Source organism: Salinicola aestuarinus, from assembly GCF_003206645.1.
GTDB classification, from domain to species: domain Bacteria; phylum Pseudomonadota; class Gammaproteobacteria; order Pseudomonadales; family Halomonadaceae; genus Salinicola; species Salinicola aestuarinus.
Genome location: NZ_PZJP01000001.1, coordinates 348,120 through 367,483 on the forward strand (window position 1 = coordinate 348,120; position 19,364 = coordinate 367,483).

The 19,364-nt window shown below is 63.6% G+C and carries 33 protein-coding genes; all 33 read right to left on the reverse strand.

Annotated elements, in window-relative coordinates; genetic code table 11:
• Positions 1 to 9 precede the first annotated feature (9 nt).
• Positions 10 to 594, reverse strand: a complete 585-nt coding sequence (locus DOM41_RS17340; protein WP_157956810.1) for a hypothetical protein — start codon at positions 592 to 594, stop codon at positions 10 to 12.
• 62 nt (positions 595 to 656) lie between these two features.
• Entirely contained in the window at positions 657 to 1,142 is a 486-nt protein-coding gene (locus DOM41_RS01515; protein ID WP_110685072.1) for an HIRAN domain-containing protein, read from the reverse strand.
• A gap of 64 nt (positions 1,143 to 1,206) precedes the next feature.
• A complete protein-coding gene (locus DOM41_RS01520; RefSeq protein ID WP_110685073.1) occupies positions 1,207 to 1,497 on the reverse strand; it encodes a hypothetical protein in 291 nt (96 codons plus the stop codon).
• An 11-nt stretch (positions 1,498 to 1,508) separates the two neighbouring features.
• Positions 1,509 to 2,597: an antA/AntB antirepressor family protein gene (locus DOM41_RS01525; protein WP_110685074.1), complete on the reverse strand. Its 1,089-nt coding sequence runs from the start codon at positions 2,595 to 2,597 to the stop codon at positions 1,509 to 1,511.
• 327 nt (positions 2,598 to 2,924) lie between these two features.
• A complete protein-coding gene (locus tag DOM41_RS17925; RefSeq protein ID WP_425353264.1) occupies positions 2,925 to 3,164 on the reverse strand; it encodes a phage tail assembly protein T in 240 nt (79 codons plus the stop codon).
• Positions 3,068 to 3,574 (reverse strand): phage tail assembly chaperone family protein, TAC, encoded by a 507-nt coding sequence (locus DOM41_RS01530; protein WP_110685075.1) that lies wholly within the window; start codon positions 3,572 to 3,574, stop codon positions 3,068 to 3,070. Before DOM41_RS01530 ends, DOM41_RS17925 begins: the two co-directional genes overlap by 97 nt.
• A gap of 6 nt (positions 3,575 to 3,580) precedes the next feature.
• Positions 3,581 to 4,090, reverse strand: a complete 510-nt coding sequence (locus tag DOM41_RS01535; RefSeq protein WP_110685076.1) for a phage tail tube protein — start codon at positions 4,088 to 4,090, stop codon at positions 3,581 to 3,583.
• Between the two features lie 78 nt (positions 4,091 to 4,168).
• Complete coding sequence (locus DOM41_RS01540) at positions 4,169 to 4,537, reverse strand: DUF3168 domain-containing protein (protein ID WP_110685077.1); 369 nt, start codon at positions 4,535 to 4,537, stop codon at positions 4,169 to 4,171.
• A complete protein-coding gene (locus DOM41_RS01545; RefSeq protein ID WP_223160902.1) occupies positions 4,537 to 5,007 on the reverse strand; it encodes an HK97-gp10 family putative phage morphogenesis protein in 471 nt (156 codons plus the stop codon). Before DOM41_RS01545 ends, DOM41_RS01540 begins: the two co-directional genes overlap by 1 nt.
• Before the next feature lie 4 nt (positions 5,008 to 5,011).
• A complete protein-coding gene (locus DOM41_RS01550) occupies positions 5,012 to 5,344 on the reverse strand; it encodes a phage head closure protein (protein WP_110685079.1) in 333 nt (110 codons plus the stop codon).
• A 9-nt stretch (positions 5,345 to 5,353) separates the two neighbouring features.
• The gene (locus tag DOM41_RS01555) at positions 5,354 to 5,542 is read right to left on the reverse strand and encodes a hypothetical protein (protein ID WP_110685080.1); all 189 of its coding nucleotides are present in this window, start codon (positions 5,540 to 5,542) and stop codon (positions 5,354 to 5,356) included.
• 7 nt (positions 5,543 to 5,549) lie between these two features.
• A complete protein-coding gene (locus DOM41_RS01560) occupies positions 5,550 to 5,876 on the reverse strand; it encodes a head-tail connector protein (protein WP_110685081.1) in 327 nt (108 codons plus the stop codon).
• 75 nt (positions 5,877 to 5,951) lie between these two features.
• Positions 5,952 to 7,190 carry a phage major capsid protein gene (locus tag DOM41_RS01565; protein WP_110685082.1) on the reverse strand — a complete coding sequence of 413 codons (1,239 nt, stop codon included), beginning with the start codon at positions 7,188 to 7,190 and terminating at the stop codon, positions 5,952 to 5,954.
• Between the two features lies 1 nt (position 7,191).
• On the reverse strand, positions 7,192 to 7,797 hold the full coding sequence (locus DOM41_RS01570; RefSeq protein WP_110685083.1) for an HK97 family phage prohead protease: 606 nt from the start codon (positions 7,795 to 7,797) through the stop codon (positions 7,192 to 7,194).
• Positions 7,794 to 9,014 carry a phage portal protein gene (locus DOM41_RS01575; protein WP_110685084.1) on the reverse strand — a complete coding sequence of 407 codons (1,221 nt, stop codon included), beginning with the start codon at positions 9,012 to 9,014 and terminating at the stop codon, positions 7,794 to 7,796. Before DOM41_RS01575 ends, DOM41_RS01570 begins: the two co-directional genes overlap by 4 nt.
• Positions 9,011 to 9,181, reverse strand: coding sequence for a hypothetical protein (locus tag DOM41_RS17625; protein WP_188112344.1), 171 nt, complete (start codon positions 9,179 to 9,181; stop codon positions 9,011 to 9,013). The genes DOM41_RS01575 and DOM41_RS17625 overlap by 4 nt, the downstream gene beginning before the upstream one ends.
• Entirely contained in the window at positions 9,182 to 10,900 is a 1,719-nt protein-coding gene (locus DOM41_RS01580) for a terminase large subunit (protein WP_110685085.1), read from the reverse strand.
• A gap of 2 nt (positions 10,901 to 10,902) precedes the next feature.
• Positions 10,903 to 11,349 carry a phage terminase small subunit P27 family gene (locus DOM41_RS01585; protein ID WP_110685086.1) on the reverse strand — a complete coding sequence of 149 codons (447 nt, stop codon included), beginning with the start codon at positions 11,347 to 11,349 and terminating at the stop codon, positions 10,903 to 10,905.
• A gap of 124 nt (positions 11,350 to 11,473) precedes the next feature.
• Complete coding sequence (locus tag DOM41_RS01590; RefSeq protein ID WP_110685087.1) at positions 11,474 to 11,845, reverse strand: HNH endonuclease; 372 nt, start codon at positions 11,843 to 11,845, stop codon at positions 11,474 to 11,476.
• On the reverse strand, positions 11,835 to 12,296 hold the full coding sequence (locus DOM41_RS01595; RefSeq protein WP_110685088.1) for a 3TM-type holin: 462 nt from the start codon (positions 12,294 to 12,296) through the stop codon (positions 11,835 to 11,837). The genes DOM41_RS01590 and DOM41_RS01595 overlap by 11 nt, the downstream gene beginning before the upstream one ends.
• On the reverse strand, positions 12,293 to 12,655 hold the full coding sequence (locus tag DOM41_RS01600; RefSeq protein ID WP_110685089.1) for a hypothetical protein: 363 nt from the start codon (positions 12,653 to 12,655) through the stop codon (positions 12,293 to 12,295). Before DOM41_RS01600 ends, DOM41_RS01595 begins: the two co-directional genes overlap by 4 nt.
• Complete coding sequence (locus tag DOM41_RS01605; protein WP_110685090.1) at positions 12,652 to 12,984, reverse strand: phage holin family protein; 333 nt, start codon at positions 12,982 to 12,984, stop codon at positions 12,652 to 12,654. Before DOM41_RS01605 ends, DOM41_RS01600 begins: the two co-directional genes overlap by 4 nt.
• A 25-nt stretch (positions 12,985 to 13,009) precedes the next feature.
• Positions 13,010 to 13,285, reverse strand: coding sequence for a hypothetical protein (locus tag DOM41_RS01610; RefSeq protein ID WP_110685091.1), 276 nt, complete (start codon positions 13,283 to 13,285; stop codon positions 13,010 to 13,012).
• Positions 13,282 to 13,878, reverse strand: a complete 597-nt coding sequence (locus DOM41_RS01615; protein ID WP_110685092.1) for a lytic transglycosylase — start codon at positions 13,876 to 13,878, stop codon at positions 13,282 to 13,284. Before DOM41_RS01615 ends, DOM41_RS01610 begins: the two co-directional genes overlap by 4 nt.
• Before the next feature lie 240 nt (positions 13,879 to 14,118).
• Positions 14,119 to 14,724: a hypothetical protein gene (locus DOM41_RS01620; RefSeq protein ID WP_157956811.1), complete on the reverse strand. Its 606-nt coding sequence runs from the start codon at positions 14,722 to 14,724 to the stop codon at positions 14,119 to 14,121.
• 123 nt (positions 14,725 to 14,847) lie between these two features.
• Positions 14,848 to 15,327, reverse strand: coding sequence for a VRR-NUC domain-containing protein (locus DOM41_RS01625; RefSeq protein ID WP_110685094.1), 480 nt, complete (start codon positions 15,325 to 15,327; stop codon positions 14,848 to 14,850).
• Between the two features lie 133 nt (positions 15,328 to 15,460).
• Positions 15,461 to 15,796, reverse strand: coding sequence for a DNA N-6-adenine-methyltransferase (locus tag DOM41_RS01630; protein ID WP_223160903.1), 336 nt, complete (start codon positions 15,794 to 15,796; stop codon positions 15,461 to 15,463).
• Positions 15,797 to 15,828: 32 nt separating this feature from the next.
• Positions 15,829 to 16,104: a hypothetical protein gene (locus DOM41_RS01635; RefSeq protein ID WP_110685095.1), complete on the reverse strand. Its 276-nt coding sequence runs from the start codon at positions 16,102 to 16,104 to the stop codon at positions 15,829 to 15,831.
• Positions 16,105 to 16,422: 318 nt separating this feature from the next.
• Positions 16,423 to 17,205, reverse strand: coding sequence for a Rha family transcriptional regulator (locus tag DOM41_RS01640; RefSeq protein WP_110685096.1), 783 nt, complete (start codon positions 17,203 to 17,205; stop codon positions 16,423 to 16,425).
• 1 nt (position 17,206) lies between these two features.
• Positions 17,207 to 17,842: a replication protein P gene (locus DOM41_RS01645; protein ID WP_110685097.1), complete on the reverse strand. Its 636-nt coding sequence runs from the start codon at positions 17,840 to 17,842 to the stop codon at positions 17,207 to 17,209.
• A 7-nt stretch (positions 17,843 to 17,849) separates the two neighbouring features.
• Positions 17,850 to 18,743, reverse strand: coding sequence for a helix-turn-helix domain-containing protein (locus DOM41_RS01650; protein ID WP_110685098.1), 894 nt, complete (start codon positions 18,741 to 18,743; stop codon positions 17,850 to 17,852).
• Positions 18,740 to 19,069, reverse strand: a complete 330-nt coding sequence (locus DOM41_RS01655) for a hypothetical protein (RefSeq protein WP_110685099.1) — start codon at positions 19,067 to 19,069, stop codon at positions 18,740 to 18,742. The genes DOM41_RS01650 and DOM41_RS01655 overlap by 4 nt, the downstream gene beginning before the upstream one ends.
• Positions 19,070 to 19,106: 37 nt before the next feature.
• Positions 19,107 to 19,352, reverse strand: coding sequence for a transcriptional regulator (locus DOM41_RS17930; protein WP_110685100.1), 246 nt, complete (start codon positions 19,350 to 19,352; stop codon positions 19,107 to 19,109).
• Positions 19,353 to 19,364: the final 12 nt, after the last annotated feature.

The window sequence follows — 19,364 nt, forward strand, 5'->3', positions numbered from 1 at the left end:
GTAGGATTTCTACGCAGACCTGATGCTCAAAGAGGCCCCTCGTGAGCTCATAAAGCTACGCTCAAGATGCTCCCCACTACTATCAATAAACGCTACGTTGTTTTCTCCATCGACCAGACAGCTTGCCGCCTGCCTCACTCCAACCACCTCAGCACCATTGATTTTTAAAAGAATATTTCCTGCGGAGACGGTGCCATGCAGAGGGGATGTCTCATTGATATATCTCACGATAATACCTTTCCCGTCCGCTGCGGAAACTGCTCTTTCATTGAAGCTCGAAGTGGCTGCGGAGGAGGCTTTATCCGGCTCATTAGCTATTAAAAAAGCCGAGCCACAAGTGTTCTGATAGATGCTTTTCAAGATGGAGAAGGCCGTGGCTACGATAATCATAAAAACAGCCTGAGATATTCCGGAAGCCCACACTGCAATGTTGTACCGTGTTTCCGATGAACCGCCATACAAGCCTGACGAAGGAGTTTCGTAAGTGCCATAGCTCGCTATTAGAGCCGCCCCCGCAACAACACTCAATACCGCTAAGAGCCAAATGGTACCAACTACACCATTCCAACGATTTTTATTAACCCCTTCGCTCATGCCAACCTCCAATCTTCTGGTGCCTGATATTATTCACGATCTCGCCGGATCTGAGCGACAGCCTACCAGTCCGTGACGATTATCAGCGAGACGCGAGGGTGATCCAGAGCCAGATAGAGGCTGCTGATCTTCGCCGAGATGATTTCGCCACCGGCATCCATACGCTTGCTCAGCGTCGCTGCGAAACGCGCCTTGAGGTAACCGATCTGGATTTCTACGGGCCTAAAAAGCGTGTACCAGCGGGCTACGGTGATGTATACGGCAATGGCATTCGCGTCGTGAGGATTACTGGGTTCGCGCTTGAGAACGGCCGGCATTCCTGCCTTAGCGTAGGCTCTGATGCGAGCAGCGCGGCCTTCGAAACCTGTCCCGGCGACTATGGCCGAGTACTTCTTACCCGTTCGCTTGCCGCGTTGGTTTACCTCGACCTCCTCGCCGCATCCTTCGCAAAGCGCCCAAACGGTTTCGCCCGGCTTGCATAGGCGAGCCAGGTCTCTGTGGTCGCGCCCGTGAATCCTCAGCGAGCACTGTCGGCAGTAGTCGGTCATGCTTCCCTCGGTCAGTCGTTCCTATTCAGAGAATCGGCTGACCGAGGGTTAGGCTTGAATGAACTCACTCTCTCGGCGGATTGAACCTGACGGGTCGTTCCCCGGCGTCCGCAGCGTAGTGATTGAAGTCGTCGACCTTCTCACGCAGATCCTGAGTCAGCCTCTCGATCTGCTCGAGGCTGGCATGAGCCTTCGCCGCGTCAAAATCATAGTGGGGCTCGCCGCGCACTCCGTGCGTTTTGCGCAGTTGCTCGCGCAGCTCGTTGATGGCGCGATTGCGCTCGACCGATGCTGATTCGATTTCCTTCGCCAGCACCTTGCAGCGCCCGATCGCTTCGTAATTGAGTTCCGTCATGATGACCTCTTTCAGTTCAGTGCCAGTGTGCCGATAGGGCCGCGACCGCGACTGGTGGTCAGGTAGCGCGAAAGCACGCCGATGTGTTCGCGCCAGTTTCCATAGAGCCTAGAGTCGAGCAGCTTGAGCGCCGGCCCCACTCGTTCCACGAAGTCCCGCTCCAGTGCGTTGGCTCTACCCGCCAACCCTTCGAGATTGCGCAAAATGGTACTGATTTCGCCGGTCTCGGCGATGCGGCTGGGATCTTTCGCCAGCTCGATGCAATCTTCCAGGCAGTTGTCGATGCGGTGCTGATACCGTTCTCGCTGATCCTGCGTCAGCGCTTCGCCGGGCAACGTTCGAGAGATCCTGTCGAGGTAGTGTTGTAGCGCGATCAGGCTGTAGTAGAGCGTCTGAGATTTGCGTGCCTCCGCAGCCGGCGGACGAGCGCACTCTAGGTACTCACCCTCGATGGCCCACTGGGCGACGAAGTTGGCCGCGGCGTCCATGTCATTGGCGGCGATCATCTCGGCCTTGGGCACGTTGAAGCGGGTGTGAAGCAGATTCCAGAGACGGTGCTGAGCGCTGTTGCGAGCGCTCGACGGCAGTACGCGAACCTTCTTGCCGATCAGCTCGCGCAGGATCTTGAGGCCGTCGGTACCGATGGTGTCGTCGGCGATGCGGTGGGCGACCTCCGGGGCGATGGCATGCAGCTGCTTCTCGCACTCGATGAAGTAGCGCCGGGCCTGCTTGCCCTTCTCGTTGCGCTCGACCATCGACAGCTCTTTAGCCATGTCGAGGGTGAGGTGGTATTCAGTCCTGGGCCGGCCACCAAGAGGTTTTTTCCCGTTTTGGAAAATACCCTCCGCTCCCCCATTTTGGGGAGTGGTGTTTGATGCCCAATTTTGGGCAACGGTCTTTGCTTCCCCGCTTTGGGAAGCAATCAGAAAGTCTTGGTTTTCTTCGAACCCGTACTGCTTGATCCGCTCCTTGATCCACGCTCCAAAAACCTTACCTACCTCAAGGAATCGATGCAGCGTGCGTGCGTCGACGAGATGCGCGGTTTCATGATCGATGGTGCCGGTGAAGACGGGGATGATGCTTGCGGCCTGCGTAGCCATATCGGTGACTCCTCGTTCGTTTTAGGAGTCCGCCTCGTCACTTGCACTTGATTGGGGGCGGACCGTACGCAGGTGTGCAAGACCGGGGAACGTAGGCAACCCGGCAGGCCGAAGCCTCCCGCGCACGGCCCGCCATAACAGGCAGGCACAAAAAAAGCGCCAATGGGCGCTGTGCGCCATACGTTCTGTTCGGGCTTGCACACCCGGCCGCTGATTTTGCAGCGGCAAGGAGATAGTGGCCCAGGTAGGCGCAGGCGTCAATACGCCGGGCAATGATGCCACCCGCCAGCGCGGCGCGCACTGCGCGTGATGGGGGTGGATGGATTATCACCCCCACGTCGCCATTGCCTGCTCGAGCGAATCCGCCGGACGCTGACCGTGCGGCAGGAAGTCGTAGATCGTCAGCGGCTCGGCGTCTTTCTTGCGATGCGAGTTGGCGTAGAGCGCGGATAGCTGGGCCATCGCGCGCTCTACTCGCTGGCCGGCGTCGAGCCTGCCGTGCTTGTTGCGGTACGCCGCCCACTGCCGGACTTCCGCGTAGCTGAGGCGCTGCCGCGCTTCTTCGATCGTGCGCCCGCCGACGCCGTTGAGGACGAGCTCGTGGAAGAGCTCGTCTTCTCCGTCGAGCTCGCGCTGCTCTTTCCCAGGCCGGTCACCTCGCCGATGACGCGCAGCAGCTCCATCGTCAGGGCGCCGTCGAGGGCGCCCCGCTCCGGGTCTGCTTCGCCGGTGATGTCGGCGACGCTAAAAACGGCTTTGCCTTCGGCATCACAGATGCAGGCCGCGATGCGACTGGCGACAATGTCGCCGCCACCGCGCACGGCGGTGATGTCGCTCACTGCCGAGTGGTACGACATCGGGCGGACGTAGGTCGTGGCGCTGAGCGTCTCGCCGCCCTGCTGCCACTCGATGGTTTTCTCGACAGGGACGCCGGTGAAGGCGCCCGCCGTCTTGAGGTTGTCGATGCTGAGCTGCATTGTCGATTACTCCCCGCTGCCGGCCGCGGGCTTCTTCGGCGTCCACTTCCCCGAGCCGCTGCGCTGGATCGATACCTGGGAGCTGACAAGGGCATTGGCCGAGAAGTCCATCGGGAAGTCGCTCACGTAGCCGTTGAAGCTGTACCAGGTGCGCGTCGTCGGGAGCGTAACGGTGCCGCCAGAGACCTCGGGAAATGCCGTCGGCTTGCCTTCGGCGTCAACGGGACCGTCACTCCAACCGACGTACCAGTCGACGCGCTCCTCGCTGCCATCGTTCGCCATGTCGTGCAGCTCAACGTGCGCAGGCTCGCTAGGGTCGGCGTTCACCGTCAGCGACGCCGCACCCGGGGTGCCGAGGCCTTTCTTGTAGCGCCGGGACTGGGTTTCTTCCAGCGGCGTATCGTCGAGCTGGTCGCGCGGGTTGCCGGCGGGGTTGAACGCAGTGGCGCCGGGAATACGCGTCACCTTGCCGTTGCGAACCATGAACACCTGAGTGCCCTGGGCCAGAATGGACATCGTGCTATCTCCTGCCCCAGTGGGGCGCTATGGCATGAAAAAGCCCGGCGATCGCCGGGCGTGTGGGTTGGGGTGGCGTCAGCGACGGACGATCCAGTCGACGTCGAACGAGCGGTGGCGCAGCCCCGTATCGGGGTCGCGATCTTCCTCGCCCCAGCGGGCAATCCGCGCGCGGGTCTCGATGGCATCGCGCATAGCCACTACGGCGGCGCGAACGCTGCTGCCCGTCTCGGCGTAGACATCGACCTGCAGCGTGACGCTGTCGACGTCGGGACGATCCGCCAGATAGTTCTCGGGAATACCGGTGATGAGCTGATAGGTGGCGTAGGGGGTTGCGACGTTCGCTGGCGCCTGGTCGAACGGGTAGATGCGAGTCGGCTCGCTGCCGAGCACCGCGGTAACGCCGGGGTTTGCCGCGCAAACAGCAAAGAGCGGGGCCAGATCCATCAGTTGCCTCCTGCCTTGGCGGCGCGCTTGATCGCGCGATCGACCGATTTACCGTACTGGGTGACGAATTCCTGCGTCGCCGCGTCGATGCTGCTGGCCAGCGCAGTACGCATGAACCCTTTGGCGGGGATGGTCGACGTACCGAACTCGAGGAATCGCCAGTAGTAGGTGTCGCCGCCCGGGTTGGCTGCATTCTTGTCCCGCGACTTGGCGCCACCGCGCACGCCGACGGCCATTTTGAGATCGCCGGTCAGCTTGTAGTGCTTAGTGTCGGCGCGAACGACGATGTTGTCGGCGATGCTGTTCGCGGTGGTCGGGTCATCCAGGCGGCGGGCGCTTTCCTTGGCGCGATCGCGCACGACGTTGGCCGCTTTGCGCAGCGCGAACCGCCCGCCCTTGCCTTTGATGTCAGCGCTCACGCCCTCGAGTTTGTCGGCCAGCGCCGCGAGCCCCTCGACCTCGAACGACACGGCGTCAGCCATCGTTGACGCCCTCGACGCAGGGCAGCGTCAGATACTCGCGCCCGGATCGCGGATCCGGCTGAACGCCCTGGATGTTGTAGATTCGGTCGCGGTGGACGATCCGCATCTGCGCGGTAACGCCAGCGCGGTACCGAATGACGATGCGTGTGGTGACCGCGGCGCGCTCGGCGCCGGCGGCGATGAACTCGCGCACGCTGAGCGGCTCGACCGACGCCCAGACGGTGGCGGTTGTCTGCCAGTCGTCGAGCATCTCGCCGCTGTAGGGGTCCTGGCGCTGGTCTTTCTTCTGCAGCTGAACGCGGTGGCGCAGTTTGCCTGCCTGCATGTGGCCTCCTCAGCGGATGGGCGTGCCGTCGAGCTCGCGCGGCGGCTCTTCGATGCGGCCCTCTTCCTCCGCCTCGGCGAGCAGCATGTCGACCACGGCGTTGTTCGACTCGACCATCTCGCGATTCGACGCCGTAAGCTCCTGCATCGCCGCGGTCTGGCGATCGAGCGCCGCGACCAGTTTATCGATGTCGGTCATGGCGGCCTCAGAAATGGAAGAATCGATAGGGTTCGATCAATGACGCGACCGCCATTGGCATCTCGGTAACACTGACGCCGACGGCAACGCTTTCGCGGTTGGCGTACCAGTGGCCGATGATCAGCAGCATGGCGGTGGTGATGTCGTCGTCGAGCAAGAGCGCGTTATCTTTGCCCGACTTGTCCGCCTCGGCTTGAGAGGCGAACAGGGACCGCCCGGTCTGGTTCTCGACCATCCGGCGGGCGGCATTGGAATAAGTGTCGAGGAGCGTGTCGTCATCCTCGAAGTCCGGCTCGAGCCGGACGTGTTGCTTGATGATGTCCAGTTCGAGCACGGGGTGTCTCCGTCTCATGCGTGAGACAAATAGCCGGTACTACTGCGACCGCCCGGAGGCGGCCGCAGCCCGGGTTTAGCTGCTGGTGCCGGGCTTGCCGACCAGCGCCTTGATGGCGGCGCCGTCCTGCAGCACGCAGCCGAAGCGGGAGAAGGCGAGGAAGCCGGTCTGGTCGAAATCGGCGTAACGCTCGATCAGACGGCGCAGGATCATGTAGCGGACGCGGCGCAGCACCAGCTGCTTGAAGTCGCCACCAAACATGAACTTGTTCCCCGCGCCGATATCGGCGATGCCGGAGTCGATCACGTACTCACGATTCAGGAACGTAGCCGGTGCCGTGCCGATCACACCCGGCAGCCAGAGTGGGCGACCGTTGGCGTCGACGAACTCCTCGATCGCTTTGAGCGTGTTGTCGTTGAACGCGAGACGGTAGCCAGCGGTGCGGCGGTACGCGGGGTCGACGGCGTGGATGAGGCTATTGATCTCCTGCCACGTGACCTTGGCCGCTGCCGCGGTATTGACCGTTTTGGTAACCGACGCCTCGAGCCCCTTGGGCTGTTGCGGTGTGCCGGTGCCAGTGCCTTTAACCAGGTAGTGAGCCTCGGCACGGGCGAGGCGGTTACCGATGCGCCCACCCAAATAGCGCTCCATGTCGATGCCGCTGTCCTGCAGCAGCTCGTTGGAGACGCGAATGACCTTCGAACTCAGCTTGTGAGCACCCAGCGAGTTCATGCCGAACTCGACATCCTCCTCGCCCGTCTGCTGGTTCTCGCCCAGCAGCTCGCCCATATCACCGGTGCCGTCGCTGGTCGGCCACTCGATGGGGTTGCCGGATTCAGTGGTCAGGATCTGGGCAACGCTAGCGATACCGCCGAAGTCCTGCATCGTTTCCTGAACGCGAGCGAGGAAGGTCGTCGGTACGGTATAACCGCCCTTCTCGTTCGGCGTGGTGCCTTGGGCGCGCATCTCCTTGAGCAGCTGACGCTCCTCGGTGCTCATATCCTGCAGTCCGTGGCGCAGGAACGAGTCGAACGCCTGTGCCTGGCGCTGCTCTTGGGAGGCTTCGCCGCCGCGCTCACCGTCTTCGCTGCGCTGGCGCTGCTCTTCTTCGCCCTCTTCGACGAAGCGCTGATCGGCATCTCGCAGCTGCTCTTCGCGCTCGATCTTGTCGCGCAGGCCGTCGAGGTCGCCTTTCATGGCTTGCCACTTGCTGCGCTGCTCGTCGGACCAGGCGTCATCGCCGATCTCTTCGTTCAGCGACCGCATGTCTTTGGCGATGTCGCTGTACTTTTTCTTCAACTCGTGGAGTTTCATTTCAGGCTCCGATGGTTTCGAGGAAGCGCTCGCGGGCGCGGCGCTGATTGACGGCGCGATGAGCGAGACCCTTGATCTCGGCACATCGCGCCTCGAGTGAGCGCGCAGAGGCGCCCGCGTCGGGATAGGCCGGGTAGGTGACCGGCGAGACGTCCAGCAGACGGCTGAAACTGTGGATGGTGCGGACGATCAGGCCGCCATCCTCTTCGCGCCATTCGTCACCATCAGGGGCGACTCGGAAGGCGAACGACGAGCCGGTGATGTCGCCGCGGCGAAGCGGCGCCAGAACCAGGTCTCGAACGGTCTGCGTGTCCGGCGGCGTGATCTCGTAGCGCAGCCCCTCGGCATCGACCGAGATCGACAGCGTGCGACTGGTCGTGCGACCCAAAACGAAGTTGCGGTCGTGATTGAACAGCGCCCGGACGTCATCGCCGAGCACGTTGTCGAACGCGCCCGGGGCGATCTCTTCGCGGAACATGCCGAGGATCATTTCGCTACGGCTGTTGAATACGGCGCCGTGGCCGATGATCCGGGCGGCCTGGCCCTCTGCTTCGGGCTCTTCGGCGCGCACCTCGCAGGAGATCGCGCGCTTCTCGACATCGCTCATGGGGTTTCCTCGGAGGGTGGGTTCTTGCCGAGCTGGCTCTGCGGCGTGGCGTTGACGCTGATCAGCATCTCGTCGAGGCCATCGCGGGGGTTCATGTCCTCGAGCGCGCGGACCTCGTTGCGATCCATCCAGCCGTCGGTGATGGCGTAGTGGTAGAACTCGGCACGCTCTTTCGCGGTACCGCGCAGCAGCCCGCCGAGGTTGAACTTCACGTAGTAGCCGGCAATGCGCTCGGCGCGGGTAAAGACGCGGCGGTTGATCTCCTCTTCCCAGTTGCGAATCCACGGCATCATGGTGTGCCGCACGAACTGGATGGCCTGCTCGCTGATGTTTGAGAACGTGGCTTTATCGAGGTCGTTGATCATGTGCGACGGCACGTTGAAGAGGCCGGCGACTTCGGAGCGGTTGAGCTTTCGCGTCTCGAGGAACTGGGCGTCTTCGGGGGCGATGGTGATCGACTTGTATTCGAGATCCGCCGGCAGCATCAGCGTCTTGTTGTCGGACTGACGCAGCTTGGCCATCGCCGCGCCCCAGACGCTCTTGAGTCGCTCCCAGCTCTGTTCGTTGAGCGCGCCCTTGGTGGTGACGAGCCCCGTCGGGCGACCGCCACCGTCGAAGAAATCCTTGCCGTAGCGCTGCGCCGCCAAGCCAAGGCCGATCGTCTCGGCGTGCTGGCGAATGGGGCTGATGCCGGTCTTGCCGTCGGAGCCGAGCGCGCGGACGTGGATCATGTCCTCGGGCGCGATCGCCAGCGCCCGCCCTTCGTCGGTGATCGCCGAGTAGACCCAGCGGCGGCCGTTCTTGATCAGCTCACATGCCCACGGCTTGTGCATGACCAGCTCGCGCAGTTCGCCGCGGTTGCTGCGGATCGTCTGCGTGTAGCCGTTACCCCAGCCCAGCACGTGCGCCTGTTTCGTCTCGCGCCACTTGTAGCTGGTCTGCCAGTCGTTGGGCTCGTCGTGCAGTAGCCAGTACGCCGGGTGGTCGGTAGCGGCCTCGATCGAATTGCCCTGCTTTCGCATGACGTGCAGCGGCAGCTGGGCCAAAGACGACGACAGCACGTTGATGCAGGAGTAGACGGCGCCGAGGGTCATGGCGTTGGCGTTGTTCACCGTGATGCCGTTGTCGGGGTGCAGATACTCCTGGAGGTTCTGCCCGGTCATGGGGGTGTCCGGATTCTCGATAGAGCGCTCGCCGAAGAGTTGATCGAGGATCATCGCGAGCCCCCGTAACGCTTGGCCGCTCTAGAGGCGGCAAGCGCGACCACCAGCAGCATGCCGCCGCCGGCGATCAGCGCATCCGCCAGCCCGAACCGCAGATACAGGCCATAGGTCAGCGCCCCGAAGCCGGTCAGCCCCAGGATGTCGAATAGGTAGTGGCGCATTCACATCACCAGGAAGTCGTCGTCGGAAAGGGTTTCGAGAAGGCTCGTTTCACGCTGATCGGCCAGCATTGCGCGTCCGATCGCCATGATCAGCGCGACGGCGCCGTCGATTTTGTTGTGGTCGCCCTGTTTGATAGGACGCACCACGTCGTCGTTGCCGGGGAGGTGTTTGCCGATCACGTTGCTGATGCACCAGGTCATAATCGGGTTGCCGTCGTGATGGAACCGGCCGGCGATAATCGCCGCCTCGAGTTCCTTCATCGGGTCCGACATGTTGGTGTAGTTCTGGGTGATGCTGATCGGGCTCAGCCCCTCGTCCTCGAGCTGGTGCGAGAGGTTCGCTGCGCCGTGGGGGTCGATCGGCGACTCAAGCGCGGGCGTGGCTTCGTGCACGTCCTTGGCTGTCTCGAGGATCTCGCGGTAGTCGACCTCGCTGCCGTCGGTCGCGGTCATATGCTGGCTCTCGATCCAGCCCTGGTAACGCTGCGACATGCGCTGATCGTCGGTATCGAATGCCGTGTCTTCCGGCACCCAGAACCGCGGCGAAACGCAGTAGTAGTGGCGCTTGCCGTCGATCGTCTTCACGAAGAGGCGCGCCATGCTGTTCATGTCGAGTTTTCGCGCCAGGTCGAACCCGAGATAGCAGCCCCAGCCGGCGAACTGCTCGGGCGTTAGCGTCGGGTCGGCGCAGCGCTTCCACTCTTCCAGGTTGAAGAACGCCTCTTTCGAGGTGACCCACAGGTTGAGGTGCTTGACCTTGAACTTGTTGGTCTGTCGCGCGCGGGCGATGGCCTGCGCCTGCATTGACTTGAGGAATTCGAGCGAGACCGACACGCCGATATTGGGATTGGCCTTGTAGAGTGCGGCCTCGCTCGTCCAGTCATCGTCGGCGTCGATGGTGTAAATGATGCCGAACAGCTCATCGTCCTGGGTGGTGCCTTCCAGCATCTCGATGACGCGCTCTCGCATCTCGTAGCACGGTCCGGCGATGTCGTAACCCGCGGTGGTGATGACCCACATCAACGGCTGAGAGCGCGCGCCCATGCCCGTCAGCATCGTGTCGTACAACCCGGAGTCTTGATGTTCGTGGTATTCATCTACGATCGAAAACGATGGGCTAGAACCATCGCCAGGATCACCGATCACCGGCTCAAACTTGCTGCCGTCAAATCGCTCGAGCTTCTTGGCCCAAGGCACGATGCCGAAGTGCTTGCGTAGGTTCGGAAGCTTTTGAACCATTTTTAGAGCAGGCCGAAAAACCTCCCACGCCTGCTTTTCGGTCGTGGCGCCGCAGTAGACCTCGGCGCCGTATTCGTTATCAGCGCATAAGGCATAGAGCCCCGCCCCAGCCACCTTGATCGACTTGCCGTTCTTTCGCGGCTCCTCTTCGTAAACCTCACGGAAACGCCGAAGGCCGTCCCTCTTTCGGACCCAGCCGTACACAGCGGCGAAAATGAAAAGCTGCCAGGGCTGCAACGTTATCCGTTGATTTCCGCGAGCCCATTCACCCTTCGTGTGAGGAAGCAACTGTACGAAGCGACAGACTCGCTCAGCCTTGTCACGATCAAATCGATAGGGATATGACTTGGCCTTCGACGCGCGGACGTCGTCGAGGTGACGAGCGCAGGCGGCGCGGACGTAGCTGCAGGCCGGGATTTTGCCGCCGACAACATCGCGGGCGTATTTCTGGGCCGCGTTCACGTTCGGGTAGGCGGCCATAATCAGAACCCTTCGAATTCGTTCTTCCCCTGCTCGCCGTCGCCGCCAGATCCGGCACCGAGCATTCGCATTCGAGTGAGTGGGTCGAGGCCGAGCAGAGAGCCGAGGCGGGATAGCTGCTGAACTGACTTGTCGCGGACATTGACGACCGGGTGCATCTTCTCGCTGCCGTCAGCGGTTGGGATCGTCATGCCCTCTTTTGCGATGCGCACCTCGGCGTCGAGCATCATCTGCCACGCGTTGCAGTACGCCTGCAGCAGGGGGGCGTCCTCGATCTCGAACGAGCCGCGGTCGATGAGAACTTTCGACTGCTGCTTCCAGATGCGCCGGGCCGCGTCGCCCATCAGTTCGTCGGGGGGATTGATGCGAGTGATCGAGCTTTTCTTCTGGCTGTTCGTCTTTGGCTTTCGACCTCCACCGGAGGCCCGAACCGGTGCTGAGTTCGACATGGGCCACTCCGGAAAAAAGTTCGTTATTTCTCACGCATAAAAAAGTGACTGAGGCGGCGGTGTCCGGCGGCGAAAGCTGTAGAGATTTGACCCGCCCCTCCCCCTGGCGCGGTCTCTCGCACCATCACGGCGCATCGGGCAGGCCGCGTCCGCTCTGCGACTCCCGTGCAGTCTTCGCCTTATGACAGGGCGAGCAGATGGCCTCGAGATTGGTCATCCCGTCGGTACCGCCTGACTCACGGTTAACTATGTGGTCGACCTCGCTTGCTGGCCTCACCACACCCTGGCGTTTGCACGGCTGGCACAGGTAGCGGTCACGCTGCAGCACCGCGTCACGTTTGCGGCGCCAGGGCCGGCCGCCGCGGCCACTGCGCCCCTTGCGTCGCTGCGTCCAGCCGGTGCCCATGTACGCATGGTCGTCGCAGTAACCGTGGCGTTCGGTCGTTGTGTGGCGGCAGCCAGGGGCGCGGCATGGGCGTCGGGCTTTACCGGGCATCGATCTCTCCAGCCAGTCGCCCCGTTCGCGCCTGCTCTTTCGCTACCTGCCCCTGCTGCCAGGTGGCAAGGCCACGCTCTGCCGTCTGTCCGGCTATGTAGCCGCCAACGCCCAACGTCATGAGATCCCAAAGCGCCTGCGGCAGTGGCAGCGTCAGGCCGACGCCGAACATCGCGCCCAGATAGGGCGCGACGAGATAGTTGTTCGCCACGATCGCGACGATCACCAGCATCAGTAGCGGCCGCCAGTTGCGTTGCAGCCAGCTCTCGCCGTTGGCCTCGGCCATTACGACCTGCATGCGAGCGTCGAGCGTCTTGGAGCGCTCGGTGATCAGCTGTCGAGTCAGCTCGGCCTTGATCTGCGCCGCCTGGTCCTTATCCGTCACCGCCTTGTCGACGATATCGAGGATCGGCGAGACCACGGCGCCCAGCGCTTTATCGATGATGCTCATCGCGTCCGCTCCATTCTGAGATCGACCTGACCAGTCCAGCCGTCATCGGTCGCCATCTGCGTTGTCGCATCGCATGCGGCCAGCTGCGCATCCGCCACGCCGAGCCGGTAGTTCTTCGCCGAGAGCTCGGCGCGCGCCGCGTCTCGTGAACCCTCGAACCGCCCGGCCTTGGCTTGCTCCTGCACCAGGGCGTACCAGAGCCCGTAGCCCACCGCTTGCTGACTTGCCTGCGATGCATCCAGCCGCTTGGCGGCATCGCTCGCCTGCACCTGCGAGAACACGGCCCAGGCAACGGCCACGCCGGCCACCAATAGATGCGAGCGGCTGTCCGTGCTGAGTCTGCGAATCCATCCCATCATTTGCGCCTCAGTTCCGACGCAACGTCGGCGATGTTGTCGAGCAGTCGGTCGACGCGCTGCTCGAAACCGTGCACGCCGATATAGCCCAGGAACGCAGCGAAGAAGCGGCCGGTCTCGGCCTCGAATCCCCAGTGCTGAATGAACGGCAGCGAGGTCCAGGCGAGAAACCCGACCATCAGCGTCTCGATCCAGCGCTTGGGTTTGCGCATTCCGCCAGACGTCAGCACACGCAGCGCCGACATGAACACAGCACAAAGTGCGGCGGACTGTGCCGGCTCCCGCGCGAACGTCAGGACCGCCAGCCAGAGCTCGTTGATTTGATCCGGCATCTCGATCCCCGGTGTTGTCGCGCGACTACCCTCGCCGGTGCGATGCGCGGTGGATCAGGATCCATGCAGGGATCATCGAGAGATTGAGCAGAAACCGACCGATGGCTGTCCGGTCACCCAGCGCGATGTCGACCGCCACGTCAGCACCGCGGAACGCCAGCAGACCGGCAGCGGTGGCGATCACCAGATGGATCGCGAACCGCTCCCAGCCGTCATCGATGCGGTTGAGCGCGATCAGGCATTGAATGATGAGGCCAGCGGCGATCAGTAGGTTCGCCACCGCCATGACGTTTCCAATCATGCAGCCAGCTCCTCTTGCCAGACGTCACGCGAATTCGCCGGGCGCTGCCCTTCCAGCAACAACGCCTGCACCCGCTGCGACGCCTCGTCTTTCGTGATGCGCCCGTCGGTGTTGGCGTCGAGACCAGCGTTCTGTCGATACGCCGTCGTACCGTCGGTGAACATGACCGAGCCGCCGGGGCGACCCACGTAGGCAGGCATCAGGATCGCGAGGTACATGTCCGGCAGCGTCGTGATGCGGTGGTGATAGGGGCGGAAATACTGCTCGACATAATCGAGCTGCTCGACGGCGGTCATTGCCGCCAGCGCGTCGGTCGTCGTGCCCAGTCCGCGCGCCGTGGCTGCCATGAACTGGATCAGCCCGGTCGCGCTCGAGCCAGCCAGGTTGCGCTGAGCCGGGTCGAACGTGCGCCCGGTCTCGAACGCCATGCACGCCATCAGCCAACTTACGTGGTCGAGCGTCCAGCCGAACCGGTCGGCCATGACGAACAGCCGGTCGATGAACTCGTCGGTGACGTGCGCACCCCACGCGAGCCTGACGCGCACGGGATAGCGCCCGCTGCCGACCAGGTCGACGTCGCGCAGGAATCGCATTGGGGAACTCCGAAGAAAAAGCCGCCAGCGAGGGCGGCAAAGCGCTGTGATCGAACAGCAAAAAGAGTTGCCGCTCACGCTATGGCGAAGCGTGGGGGGAGCACGCGGGGAGCGAGCGAGAGCGGCGAACACGGGGATCAGATACGACAACGCCCCGGCCGGTGGAACCGATCAGGGCGCAGTGAAGACAAGCATAGCTGAAAACTACCCGCTTACCCCCTCGATGTCAACATGTAGTAGTTAAGCGGCTATTTTCGATTGCTCGCCTACCATATACAGTAGTGCGGCGCGAGCTTTCTCGGCTGATCGCTCCAGCGCTTTTCGCGTCTTGAACACCTGGCGCCCGTATTGCGGCAGCATCGCGAACCGACGTCGCTGCCGCGCACCACTGAACACTGGTGCGAGCGACCACCGGGCTGCCCTCAGATCAGGCTGAGGCACATTCCAGCCGGCGAACGCCGACCAGCCCAGCCGCAGCAGGATGAGCTGCTGGGCATCGCATACCTGCCCCAGTGTCAGCCCCCTATGCCCCTGTTTGATCGCCTCGATGCGTTGTCGATCGTCGTCCAGTGCCAGCGCCCAGCGCTGTTCGGGGATCGCGTAAGCCGCCAGCAATAGCGCCATCCGCTGCCGCTCTGTGACGTGCGCCAGCAGCGCCCGGGCCATATGCCGATGACGGCAGGCATACCGGTAGTGCTCCGCCGCCTCGCCCACGTGGTCGACCTGCCCGGTCATCTCGCCCCGACCCTCGCCGAGCCCCGAGATAGTGCTGCCCTTGTGAAAGCCCAGGTTGAGGTGGCGGTAGTCGATCCGCCATTCGATCTCGACCTCGAGCAGTTCGTCCAAGCACCGCTTCACCGCCCGCTCACGCAGCGGACTACCTTCCGGCTCTCTCCGGATCAGTGCCTGTAGCTCGCTGATCCCCATCAATTCCAATCGCCGCATTGCTCCCCCTGCTCCCCTGATTCGTTACCACCGGCTGCCGTGCGGCATTGCCTCCCGGTGCTCGATGATCGTCGGCGCCCACGACGCGTACTCGCGCAGCACCGCCTTAGCTTCTTCCAGCCCGCGGGCCAGCACCGCGCAATAGCCGCGCCGGTCAGCTTTCTCCAGCCACTCCCGCTGGCTCGCAGCCGTGGCGGCGTGATTCGGCGGTGTGGCCTTGAACTCGATATAGAGTCCGAGCCAGCCGCCGCGCCCCTCCATCACCACCAGGTCAGAGACACCGCTTTTCACGCCTTGGCGCTTGAGGTCCGCCGCTGTCTTCTTGTTGCGCTGGCCACCGTTGGGTACGTGATAGATGACGTCATAGAACGCCCCGACCGGCTCGCCCCGCTGCTGCTCGCCGTAGAGCCAACGGATCAGCACCGCCTGCTCCGTGCCCTCGTGATCGACGCGAGGGGCGCGGGGCTTCGAGGCTGGACGGCGGCGGGCTGCTGGTGCAGGCATTACGCGACCTCCGTCGGATCGATCCGAACCAGGTGGCCCGCTAGCCCCGAGTCAACGAGCGCATCAACATTGCGATGCCCAAACGCCACCAGCACCGAGGGCGCACCGCTATTCGCAGCCGCAGGCTCGCCAGTCACATGGTGGAAATGCAGACGTCCGCGCAAAAACAGCACAGCATCGGCTTTCGCCCACACCTGGCCGAAAACATCTCCGTTTCAGTCCGAGCGAAAACGAGTGCAATCCCGTCACCGTGCTCGGCCAGCTTTTCGAGCCATAGCCCTGTCTCTCTGCCATACGGCGGATTGAGCCAGACCCGCCCGCGCCACGCAGCGGATAAGCCGTCATCGTGCAGAGTCAGGTGCTCACTAGCCGTATCCCACGGACGCTCTACCGGTGAGCACGGATCAAGGTCGAAGGAGCCGAGTGCCTCGAGGATCGAGGGCGGCGTCAGCCACTCGTCCTTCTGCATACACGCCGCATGGTGCGATCCCATCCCGGCCATCAGCTGCCCCTCCTCTGCCGGCGCTCCCAGCGCTGGTAATCCGCGACGATGCGGTCGAGCATCTGGCGCGCCTCATCATTCGTGTCCAGCTCGCGGCGGCTGGTAACACCGCATGCCTCACGAATCGCATCGGCGGCGTCGGCCTCGTCGTGCGTACCGTCCGGCAACTGCTCGAGCGTCAGTCCCTGCCGGTGGCGGCGACGGTGATCGAGATAGAGCCGGAATCGTGCGTTGCCGCCGAGCATCGCGGCCCGGCGGGCCTGGGCGTGGCTCATCGATTGGCCTCCCGTTTCTCGCGGGCGCTCATGCAGTGCACGCAGTACGGCGCGTCGAGGGCAAAACACATCGCGCCACGCTTCTGACCGCACAGCCCGCAATAGCGGCGAGCAGGTTGGCGCCGCGAGCGGCTGAATCGTTGCGATCGCCTCATGCCATGTACCTCCGGCCCCGGTAGTGCGGGCGGTTCGGGGCGAGCTGGCAATCGACACATGCCGCCAGCACAACGCCTTGGCGCTTCATCTTGCTCAGCGTCTTGAACTCACGGCACGCCGGACACTGGATGCGATCTCGCGGCTTTCGCAATGCTGGCTGACTCACGCTGCCTCCTCGCCGAGAACCTTCGCTATGCTCTCCGCCCACTTGATCTGCTGCACTGCCGTGCCGTCGCTGTGCTTCTTGCTCGTGTCGTAGAGCCGTCCGCCAGCCTCTCGGCCCCGGCCAGTCAGCCGCCAAACGGTCTTGCCTTTGGCGTCCCGGTCCTGCCATTGGTAGCCGAGATCCCGCAGCAACCGATTGACCGACACCGCGCTCATGTCGAACTCACGCCCCAGCTCGGTCGGTGTCAGATAGCGCTCGTTGGCCGGGCTGAGCAGATGCGTCGCGCCGAGCTCGGCAAGCAGGTCGATACCCGTCCGGCGGTGGGTCTGCTGGTTGACGCTCAGACGCCGCATGTTGTCGTCCAGACCCAGTGCCCGGGCCGCAGCATCCAGCGCCCCAGCGATGGCGGATGCCCGCGAGATCGCCGCCACGTCATCCATTGGGGCCGGGGCTGGCTCGGCACGCAGTTGGTCGCGCATCTCGTAGAACGTGCGAACCAACCGCTTCTTGAAAGCCCGGACGATGTCGGTGTTGCGCATGTACGTGAGCAGCAGCGTCGCCTGGGGCTCGTTGAGGCTCGCGACCTCGCGGCGCTGCGTCCCGCCGCTCGTCTCAAAGGGTTGGATTTCAAATCCGACCCTTCCGAACTCCTCGAGGTCGTCCCGGTGCTCGCGCACCAGGCGCACCACCGAGGCGTGGTCACGGTCGATGCCCTCGGCGATCGCCGTCGTGGTTGTGATCAGCTCGCCGGCGTCTCCGGCAATGACGATGTCTGTCATCTCAGGCCCTCCCGTTGGCGGTTGCGGCACGCAGCATCGCGAGCCCCTGGTCGGCGTTCATTCGATCCGGCAGGCCAGCGGCCTCGGCGCGGTGTTGGGCGGCCTCACGGCTGGCACGCTCCGCCAGCTCCGCCCGGTTGCGTTGGGTATCGGTCTCGAGCAGTCCCTGGGCGGCGAGCGGCTGCCCAGCCATCACTCGATTGACGAGCGCCCCGTACTCCCGCTCGAACCGCTTTTCGAGCCGGGCGCGGACGCTCTGCGCGGTCGTGCTGTGGATCTCCCGCCAGCCCACCGTTTGCCCCGCCAGCCGCACCGCCTCATGGCTCCAGCGGCAATCGTTCGGCGCGTGGCAATGGGCGCACGCCTCACGCCAAGCTGCGTCGAGTGTCGGCAGACCCATATCCTCGGGGCGCGGCTCGCACATCGCGGCGAACGCCACCGGCTGCGGTGGCCATGCCGTGTCGCTGCTTTTGGCGGCATCGCGAACGGCTTGCCGTAGACGACGCACACCCAGTTCGAGGTGGCGGGTGGTCAGGTGGCTCAACTCCGCCAGCCAGGTGCCGTCGTCGTAGTCGCCCCACTGGCTCGAGAACTTGGCGGCGTAGAGCGAGCGCATCGCGTCGAACAGGTAGTCCATGCTGCGCTCAGTGACCGGATGTCCATTCGCCGTCGAAGCACTGTCCTGCGCGCCCTCCGGCTGGCTGCTCTCGCTGCTGGCGATCCCGCTCCCGTGCCTCGGCAGCTGAGAGACGGCGCGATTGAGTGCGTGGGCGGCCGGTTGCATGGGCACCTCCGGTGGCTTGGTTCGGTTGGGGATGGGAGAACAGGTCACGTCGAACCCAGTCGACGAGCTTGGCGGTCCACGCCATCGCCCCGTGGCGGCGATTCGGCTGATCGGCGTGGTGGGCGGTGAACTTCGCCAGCTGCGCCGCCGTGGGCTTGGCGTCAGAGCGCAGCCCGGCCCGTAGGCACGCCGCGGCGAACTGCTCGGGGTCGGGTTGCCAGTCGAGCGACATCGGGAACTGACGAGCCCCAGCGGTCAGCGGCTGGCCGTCGTCGGATTGCTGACGAGCGGTCTCGAACAGCCCGCCAGCGTCCGCGCCGTGAGTGTTGGGGTTGGTGGTAGATTCATTGGTAGGTTCAAGGGGTGACACCGGTGACACCCTCCCCCTGTCAGGGCTGTCACCCCGGGGTGTCAGGTTGTCACCCTCCCCCGGCTCGCTCGACGTAGTAGGGGTGTCAGATTGACACCCTCCACCCACGGCCAACCGGTAGCGGTTCGATTGCTGCCGACCGTGCCGATCAGACCGGCTTTCGACCGCCAGCAGGCCACGCCCCTCAAGCAGATCGATAGCCCGCTGGACGCTACGCACCGAGCAACCCATCTCCTCGGACATCGCCCGGATCGACGGCCAGCAGACGTGTTCCTCGTTCGCATAGTCCGCCAGCAGCATAAGCGCGAGGCGCGACGGCGTTTTGACGTCGCTGGGTAGCGTCTTGAGCGACTGACGCGCCCAGCTCATGGCCAGGAGGCTCATGGCGCCACCGCCTGCGAGCCAGGGCCGTACTGCATCAGCCGCTCGGTACCCAGCGCGATTTTGATGTACCGCGCACGCTCGTCGTAGTGCCAGGTCTTGGTCGCCTCAAGCCGTGCAGCCGCGCCAGCATCGAACGGCCGCGTCAGCTCGAGCAGTGCGGCGTAGGCCGAGTGATATTGCGCATCGATCGCCGCCAGCTTCGCTTTCAGGCGGTCGTCGAACGCGATGGCATTCTTGAGCACCTCGGCGCGACGGGTCGCGATTTTCAGTGTCTCGTCGAGCAGGTCAGTACGTGCCCAGGTCGAGTAATTCGGAATCGGTTTCATTGCGTGCTCCCCACACCTGTATGGATTACCACCCCCGTCATGCGGGAGCCGAGTCGTCGCCGGTCGCGGTATGCTTTGAAATAGAACGAGGCGTGAAGACGTCGGGCAGCAACTCAGCGGCCTTGACCGACCCATGGGTCACGTCTTCGATAAGAACCGCGTAGCGGGGTGGGAGTGGGCGTTTCCCCGTGCAGACCTGCGAGAGGAACTGCGGAGACATCCCGATCGCGGAGCAAAGCGCCGCTCGAGAATCGCCGAAGTAAGCGATCGCCTTACTGATCATCTCGTACACCTA

What these genes read in the sequence shown, in the direction of transcription:
- DOM41_RS01650 (WP_110685098.1), bottom strand. Translation starts at nt 18,743, where the DNA reads ATGAGCCTCCTGGCCATGAGCTGGGCGCGTCAGTCGCTCAAGACGCTA.
- DOM41_RS01555 (WP_110685080.1), bottom strand. Translation starts at nt 5,542, where the DNA reads ATGACCGACATCGATAAACTGGTCGCGGCGCTCGATCGCCAGACCGCG.
- DOM41_RS01565 (WP_110685082.1), bottom strand. Translation starts at nt 7,190, where the DNA reads ATGAAACTCCACGAGTTGAAGAAAAAGTACAGCGACATCGCCAAAGAC.
- DOM41_RS01550 (WP_110685079.1), bottom strand. Translation starts at nt 5,344, where the DNA reads ATGCAGGCAGGCAAACTGCGCCACCGCGTTCAGCTGCAGAAGAAAGAC.
- DOM41_RS01595 (WP_110685088.1), bottom strand. Translation starts at nt 12,296, where the DNA reads ATGAGCATCATCGATAAAGCGCTGGGCGCCGTGGTCTCGCCGATCCTC.
- DOM41_RS01530 (WP_110685075.1), bottom strand. Translation starts at nt 3,574, where the DNA reads ATGCAGCTCAGCATCGACAACCTCAAGACGGCGGGCGCCTTCACCGGC.
- DOM41_RS01575 (WP_110685084.1), bottom strand. Translation starts at nt 9,014, where the DNA reads ATGATCCTCGATCAACTCTTCGGCGAGCGCTCTATCGAGAATCCGGAC.
- DOM41_RS01525 (WP_110685074.1), bottom strand. Translation starts at nt 2,597, where the DNA reads ATGGCTACGCAGGCCGCAAGCATCATCCCCGTCTTCACCGGCACCATC.
- DOM41_RS01535 (WP_110685076.1), bottom strand. Translation starts at nt 4,090, where the DNA reads ATGTCCATTCTGGCCCAGGGCACTCAGGTGTTCATGGTTCGCAACGGC.
- DOM41_RS17930 (WP_110685100.1), bottom strand. Translation starts at nt 19,352, where the DNA reads ATGATCAGTAAGGCGATCGCTTACTTCGGCGATTCTCGAGCGGCGCTT.
- DOM41_RS01635 (WP_110685095.1), bottom strand. Translation starts at nt 16,104, where the DNA reads ATGAGCCACGCCCAGGCCCGCCGGGCCGCGATGCTCGGCGGCAACGCA.
- DOM41_RS01590 (WP_110685087.1), bottom strand. Translation starts at nt 11,845, where the DNA reads ATGCCCGGTAAAGCCCGACGCCCATGCCGCGCCCCTGGCTGCCGCCAC.
- DOM41_RS01640 (WP_110685096.1), bottom strand. Translation starts at nt 17,205, where the DNA reads ATGACAGACATCGTCATTGCCGGAGACGCCGGCGAGCTGATCACAACC.
- DOM41_RS01580 (WP_110685085.1), bottom strand. Translation starts at nt 10,900, where the DNA reads ATGGCCGCCTACCCGAACGTGAACGCGGCCCAGAAATACGCCCGCGAT.
- DOM41_RS01610 (WP_110685091.1), bottom strand. Translation starts at nt 13,285, where the DNA reads ATGATTGGAAACGTCATGGCGGTGGCGAACCTACTGATCGCCGCTGGC.
- DOM41_RS01600 (WP_110685089.1), bottom strand. Translation starts at nt 12,655, where the DNA reads ATGATGGGATGGATTCGCAGACTCAGCACGGACAGCCGCTCGCATCTA.
- DOM41_RS17340 (WP_157956810.1), bottom strand. Translation starts at nt 594, where the DNA reads ATGAGCGAAGGGGTTAATAAAAATCGTTGGAATGGTGTAGTTGGTACC.
- DOM41_RS01585 (WP_110685086.1), bottom strand. Translation starts at nt 11,349, where the DNA reads ATGTCGAACTCAGCACCGGTTCGGGCCTCCGGTGGAGGTCGAAAGCCA.
- DOM41_RS01615 (WP_110685092.1), bottom strand. Translation starts at nt 13,878, where the DNA reads ATGCGATTCCTGCGCGACGTCGACCTGGTCGGCAGCGGGCGCTATCCC.
- DOM41_RS01625 (WP_110685094.1), bottom strand. Translation starts at nt 15,327, where the DNA reads ATGCCTGCACCAGCAGCCCGCCGCCGTCCAGCCTCGAAGCCCCGCGCC.
- DOM41_RS01520 (WP_110685073.1), bottom strand. Translation starts at nt 1,497, where the DNA reads ATGACGGAACTCAATTACGAAGCGATCGGGCGCTGCAAGGTGCTGGCG.
- DOM41_RS01515 (WP_110685072.1), bottom strand. Translation starts at nt 1,142, where the DNA reads ATGACCGACTACTGCCGACAGTGCTCGCTGAGGATTCACGGGCGCGAC.
- DOM41_RS01655 (WP_110685099.1), bottom strand. Translation starts at nt 19,069, where the DNA reads ATGAAACCGATTCCGAATTACTCGACCTGGGCACGTACTGACCTGCTC.
- DOM41_RS17625 (WP_188112344.1), bottom strand. Translation starts at nt 9,181, where the DNA reads ATGCGCCACTACCTATTCGACATCCTGGGGCTGACCGGCTTCGGGGCG.
- DOM41_RS01540 (WP_110685077.1), bottom strand. Translation starts at nt 4,537, where the DNA reads ATGGATCTGGCCCCGCTCTTTGCTGTTTGCGCGGCAAACCCCGGCGTT.
- DOM41_RS01630 (WP_223160903.1), bottom strand. Translation starts at nt 15,796, where the DNA reads ATGCAGAAGGACGAGTGGCTGACGCCGCCCTCGATCCTCGAGGCACTC.
- DOM41_RS01605 (WP_110685090.1), bottom strand. Translation starts at nt 12,984, where the DNA reads ATGCCGGATCAAATCAACGAGCTCTGGCTGGCGGTCCTGACGTTCGCG.
- DOM41_RS01645 (WP_110685097.1), bottom strand. Translation starts at nt 17,842, where the DNA reads ATGGACTACCTGTTCGACGCGATGCGCTCGCTCTACGCCGCCAAGTTC.
- DOM41_RS01570 (WP_110685083.1), bottom strand. Translation starts at nt 7,797, where the DNA reads ATGAGCGATGTCGAGAAGCGCGCGATCTCCTGCGAGGTGCGCGCCGAA.